The following is a 5,224-nucleotide window of genomic DNA, read 5'->3' as shown; positions in this document are numbered from 1 at the left end:
ATACCTCTAAACAGTACCGTCAAATCACGACAGAAGCTGGAATTACACGTAGTATGTCTAGAGTGGGGAAATGTATTGATAACGCACCAATGGAAAGCTTTTTTGGGCACTACAAATGCGAATCGTATCATTTGAAGGAGTACACTCTATATCAAGAACTCATTAAAGATATTGATGAATACATGGAATTTTATAATTTCGAACGTTTACAAGAAACAAAAAACAACCTAACACCGATGGAATTTCGGTATCAGGTTGCCATATAGATTTTTTATTATTTTATTGTCTACTTGACAAGGGTCAGTTCAGTTAACTAGGGCTGCTCTCTTTTTATTTATTTAGTTGTTGTACTCTTAATATTGACAGTAGCTACTTCGATATCCTTATTGATTTTGTCTGCTTTACGTTTAATGCGCTCTAATCTAGGTTGGGCTTCATATATATATTCATTAGAAAGTTGCTGAATATCTGTCATAAATTCAGTTTGCAACTTCATTCCTTCATCAGTTAAATTCTGAATTGCACTTTTCAGATCTCCTACTTTTTCATTTACATCTTTTACATGGTCAGTTGTGTCATCGATATAGTTCTTTAACATATCTTGGTTTTCTTTGCCGGATCTAGGTGTTTTTAGGAGTCCATATACTCCGCCTAGTACTATTCCACTTAAAGTACCTAATAATAAGTGTTTCATTTTACGCCCTCCAATGCCTTGATTAAGTTTGCTTTGATATCATCGAGCTCTTCAGATGTATAGTCACTTGAATGATCTTCCCATTTCAAGCCGAACCCGTCATTTTCTCCATATCGCGGAAGTAAATGAATATGACTATGAAAAACTGTTTGAGATGCAACAGCTTCATTGTTCATTAAAATATTTAATCCTTTAACTTCTGGATTATGATTCTTTATAGCTTTTGCAATTTTAGGAATCGCAGCAAACACATTCGATGCCAATTCTTCATCATAATCGAATATATTACGAACTTGTTTTTTTGTAATGACTAATGTATGTCCTTTAGTCACTTGTGATAAGTCCATAATTGCTATAACATGTTCGTTTTCGTATATTTTTCTGGCTGGTATTTCACCAGCAACAATTTTGGCAAAAACATTATCTGTCATATTTATTCCTCCTACCTTACTTACTATCTTTATTCTATCATTCTAATCTATTCTAGTTTATCATAGAAGAGCATATTTTGATAAAAAGAAGCATAAAACTTCCTTCTGTCTCTTCATACTTGTGGTAAAATATAAGGAACAATGTTAGGAAGGATATTTTAAATGAGTTTAAGAATAGAACATATTACAGGTGGGTATACTAGAAAGCCAATTTTAAAAGATCTTTCTTTCAATGTGGAAGATGGAGAATTAGTTGGCTTGATAGGGTTAAATGGTGCTGGAAAAAGTACGACAATCAAACATATTATGGGTCTTTTAGAGCCGTTTGAAGGACAAATATTTTTAAATGACAGAACAATTCATATGAATAGTACATTATACAGACAAAGTATAGGGTTTATACCAGAAACGCCTGTATTATATGATGAGTTAACGTTAAAAGAACACATTGAAATCACAGCAATGGCGTATGGATTGGATATAGACAAAACACATAGAAAAGCAGAACCCCTTTTAAAGTTATTTCGATTGGATGATCGTCTGGAATGGTTCCCATCGGATTTTTCTAAAGGAATGAAGCAGAAAGTGATGATCGTCTGTGCATTTATTATTGATCCTAGCCTTTATGTCATAGATGAACCTTTTTTAGGGTTAGATCCATTAGCAATCAGAGACTTTTTAAAGCTGCTTGATGAAAAAAAACAGCAAGGAGCTTCTATTTTAATGTCTACGCATGTACTAACTAATGCAGAAAAAATCTGTGATGCGTTTGTTATTCTTCATAATGGAGAAATTTATGCTCAGGGAACATTATCTCAATTAAGAAAACATTTTAAGATGCCTGGAGCCAGCCTGGATGAGATGTATGCACAATTGGCAGATGAAGAAGGGTTTATAATATGACAGTCATTTCACTTTTTAAACAAAGGACTGCAATATATCAGAAACAACTTTCTAGATATATGAAGTATGTATTAAATGATCACTTTGTTCTAGCTTTACTCCTGTTGTTGGGCGCGGGAGGTTTTGGTTACTCTAACTATGTACAAACGCTCAGTGAGGGAGCTGTTCTACCCAGAATTATTTTAGTTATGATTATGACTTTAGTAATATCTACTGGAACTATAGCGACGCTGATGCAGGCAGCAGATGTTGTCTTTTTACTGCCTCTTGAACAAGAAGTTAAAAAAATTCTAGAAAAGAACGTCTGGAAAAGTTTTATACTTTTAGCTATTCCACTATCATTTGTTTCAGCTGCTGCCATGCCATTATTAGTTGTAACTTTGCAGATTGAATTTAGTAACTGGCCAGTATTTTTAGCGACTGTTTTATTACTGAAGTATTTTGATCTTAGAGTTCAATATTCAGCATTTTTAGAGAAAGATCATGGCAAACGCAGACTAATGATCAGCATTGTCAAAATCTTAAGCGCTGTCGGAATGATTTTCAGTATATTTGTGAATCTATATAGCGGGTTGATTTTAGCAGTTTTATTAGTTTTGGCGGGTACTTTCTACCTAAAGAGATTTTATGGTAACGATAAAAGTCTGCAATGGACTATTATTATTGAAAAAGAAGAGAACAGACTACAAAAAATTTATCGATTTATTAATTTGTTTACTGAAGTCTCTTTTATTGAACAGCATCCAAATAGATTAAAGTGGTTAGATAAATGGATTGAAATCCAGTCAAGAAAAAATAAAGATCCTCACTATTATTACATTGTACGCTCTTTTTATCGAAACCAGTCTTACAGTGGACTAGTTTTAAGGTTAACATTAATTGGAATTTTATTGATTTTATTTATTCCAGGCACAATAATCAAATTAATATTGACAATTTTATTCTTATACTTGATTGGATTTCAACTTATACCGATCTATCAACAATTTAAGCAAAATTTTTATTTTCAATTGTACCCGGTCAAAGAGACTGGTAAAATAAAATCCATCCAGAGATTGATAGGCGAAATTTTGAGTATTGTGGCAATTATTTTTATTGGAGTTAATCTTACACAAGAAATGTCGAGTAGTGGAATTATGTTTATTGGAAGTTTAATATTTATTTATGGATTTACTATTTATTACCTGCCAAGAAGATTAAGAAAAATGGAATAATTTTAATTTTAGAAATGAGGAGAAGACATGAAAGTAATCTGGAATAGTCAAATAGTCGAAAGAGAAGAAGTGAAAATCGACCCTGAAGATAGAGGATACCAATTTGGGGACGGAATCTATGAAGTCGTGAGAGCATATAATGGTAAGTTTTTTTGTATAGATGAGCATATCGAGCGTTTATATACGAGTGCAAGTAAAATCGAAATGGCGATTCCACAGACAAAAGATAAGATGAAACGCCTGATGATTCAGTTACTAGAAGAAAGTGAAGTAGATACAGGTAATCTATACTTACAAGTTACTAGAGGTATTGCTTCTCCTCGTAATCATGTTTATCCAGATCTTAGTGTTTTACCAACGATAACAGGAAATATTACAGTAGTACCAAGAGATGCAGAAAAAATCAGTACAGGTATTAAAACAATTATCGAGCAAGATATTCGCTGGCTGAAATGTGACATCAAATCCATCAGTTTACTTGGAAATATTATGGCAAAGCATGAAGCTCACAAAAAAAATGCTGAAGAAGCAATTTTACATCGTGATGGAATTGTCACAGAATGTTCGGCTTCAAATGTAGCAATAGTCAAAAATGGAACGATCTATACTCATCCAGACAGCAATTTAATCTTACCGGGCGTAACAAAGATTGTATGGTTGAAATGTGCAAAAAAATTAGGAATTGAAGTTAAGGAAGAGCCCTTTACATTAGAGCAATTAAATGAAGCAGATGAAGTGTTCTGTTCTAGTACTACAATAGAAGTTATGCCTATTCATACTATTAATGGTTATGCAGTTAATAATGGTCAAATAGGACAAGTAACTCAAAAATTGGCAAAAGCTTTTCAGGAAGAAATTGAACAAGTTTGTGGAAAGGTATAGATCGTTTATAAAAAACAGTCTATATCTCAACGAGCTACATACTAAAGGTTCTTTTGTACATCAATAGAATTGCATTTAGATTATAAAAAAGAACATCTATCCGCTTGACGAGTCCATGAATTCTTTCTACAATAGAGAAGAGATTCAGGACAGGAAAGTGAAATAAGTAATTATGGATAAAAGGATTGAGTGGGTATGGAGTTAGAGAGAGAAACGGGGTGGAAATTACACCCGATCGGCGGGGATACAGGACAAGCTTATATGGGCACAAAGGATGAAGAAAAGTTGTTTTTAAAACGCAATTCTTCTCCTTTTTTAGCTGCTCTTTCTTTAGAAGGTATTTCTCCTAAATTGATATGGACTAAAAGAATAGGTAATGGAGATGTTCTTACTGCACAAGAGTGGTGCAATGGTCGAAATCTTTTCAAAGATGAGATGCATTCTTCTAGAGTTGCTAAGATACTGAAAAAAGTCCATCAGTCTGAAAGTTTGAAACGAATGCTTCAGAGAGTAGGCGGACGATCAATCCATCCTAAAGATTTGCTGACAGAGTATAAATCAGGACTTGCAAAAGACTTAGCAGAACATCCTCAGTTAAAAAAGGCGTATAAGTGGTTGGTTGATACAAAACTGGAAATCATCAAGGATTCAGAAATAAGTGTATGTCATGGAGATGTTTCTAGAAAAAACTGGTTACTATCTGAAGAGGACCAATTGTATCTAGTGGACTGGGATTCAGCTATTCTTGCGGATTTAGCTTATGATATCGGACAGCTATTTAGTCGTTATATTGAAAAAAAACAATGGAATGACTGGTTGAATGAATATGACCATGAAATATCAGAATCATTTCTTAAAAGAATTAATTGGTATGTAATTATGACTTTACTGATGGATGTCAAAGAAGCACATCGTAAAGGGCAATTTATCAAGATGAATAATGCAATTGTGAAAATAGACCAGCTGATGTCGAATTAGCATAAGTAATTATAATATTTTATTGACATCCTAGATAATTCATACTTTTGCTTGAATCGTGGAAACACTGCCTAATGGCAGGCACTATGATACTTTTATTGTTTCACCTGTTAAGTGATGAA

Annotated in this window: 7 protein-coding genes; 5 read left to right on the top strand and 2 right to left on the bottom strand. The window is 33.3% G+C overall.

Annotation, left to right across the window (positions count from 1 at the left end; genetic code table 11):
• Positions 1-266 (top strand): IS3 family transposase (locus tag BM212_RS11920; RefSeq protein ID WP_143744961.1); only part of this gene is annotated, 266 nt, incomplete at its 5' end.
• Positions 267-334: 68 nt separating this feature from the next.
• On the opposite strand, the gene BM212_RS11915 is transcribed toward BM212_RS11920, so the two are convergent.
• The gene (locus tag BM212_RS11915) at positions 335-694 is read right to left on the bottom strand and encodes a YtxH domain-containing protein (protein WP_072694483.1); all 360 of its coding nucleotides are present in this window, start codon (positions 692-694) and stop codon (positions 335-337) included.
• Complete coding sequence (locus BM212_RS11910; protein WP_072694484.1) at positions 691-1,125, bottom strand: HIT family protein; 435 nt, start codon at positions 1,123-1,125, stop codon at positions 691-693. Before BM212_RS11910 ends, BM212_RS11915 begins: the two co-directional genes overlap by 4 nt.
• Positions 1,126-1,287: 162 nt before the next feature.
• On the opposite strand from BM212_RS11910, the gene BM212_RS11905 reads away from it, so the two are divergent.
• The 4 genes from BM212_RS11905 (at position 1,288) to BM212_RS11890 (ending at position 5,102) form a co-directional block, all read left to right on the top strand.
• A complete protein-coding gene (locus tag BM212_RS11905) occupies positions 1,288-2,028 on the top strand; it encodes an ABC transporter ATP-binding protein (protein WP_072694485.1) in 741 nt (246 codons plus the stop codon).
• Entirely contained in the window at positions 2,025-3,242 is a 1,218-nt protein-coding gene (locus BM212_RS11900; protein WP_072694486.1) for an ABC transporter permease, read from the top strand. Before BM212_RS11905 ends, BM212_RS11900 begins: the two co-directional genes overlap by 4 nt.
• Positions 3,243-3,269: 27 nt before the next feature.
• Positions 3,270-4,124: a D-amino-acid transaminase gene (dat, locus tag BM212_RS11895; protein WP_072694487.1), complete on the top strand. Its 855-nt coding sequence runs from the start codon at positions 3,270-3,272 to the stop codon at positions 4,122-4,124.
• 195 nt (positions 4,125-4,319) lie between these two features.
• Positions 4,320-5,102 carry a phosphotransferase family protein gene (locus tag BM212_RS11890; RefSeq protein ID WP_072694488.1) on the top strand — a complete coding sequence of 261 codons (783 nt, stop codon included), beginning with the start codon at positions 4,320-4,322 and terminating at the stop codon, positions 5,100-5,102.
• Positions 5,103-5,224 lie beyond the last annotated feature (122 nt).

The sequence above is a fragment of the Marinilactibacillus piezotolerans genome (assembly GCF_900114235.1).
GTDB lineage: Bacteria > Bacillota > Bacilli > Lactobacillales > Carnobacteriaceae_A > Marinilactibacillus > Marinilactibacillus piezotolerans.
This window is presented reverse-complemented; position numbering and strand designations above follow the sequence as displayed.

Excerpts from the sequence above, each read along its gene's own strand:
- BM212_RS11915 (WP_072694483.1), bottom strand. The coding sequence starts at position 694 with ATGAAACACTTATTATTAGGTACTTTAAGTGGAATAGTACTAGGCGGA.
- BM212_RS11910 (WP_072694484.1), bottom strand. The coding sequence starts at position 1,125 with ATGACAGATAATGTTTTTGCCAAAATTGTTGCTGGTGAAATACCAGCC.
- BM212_RS11905 (WP_072694485.1), top strand. The coding sequence starts at position 1,288 with ATGAGTTTAAGAATAGAACATATTACAGGTGGGTATACTAGAAAGCCA.
- BM212_RS11900 (WP_072694486.1), top strand. The coding sequence starts at position 2,025 with ATGACAGTCATTTCACTTTTTAAACAAAGGACTGCAATATATCAGAAA.
- dat (WP_072694487.1), top strand. The coding sequence starts at position 3,270 with ATGAAAGTAATCTGGAATAGTCAAATAGTCGAAAGAGAAGAAGTGAAA.
- BM212_RS11890 (WP_072694488.1), top strand. The coding sequence starts at position 4,320 with ATGGAGTTAGAGAGAGAAACGGGGTGGAAATTACACCCGATCGGCGGG.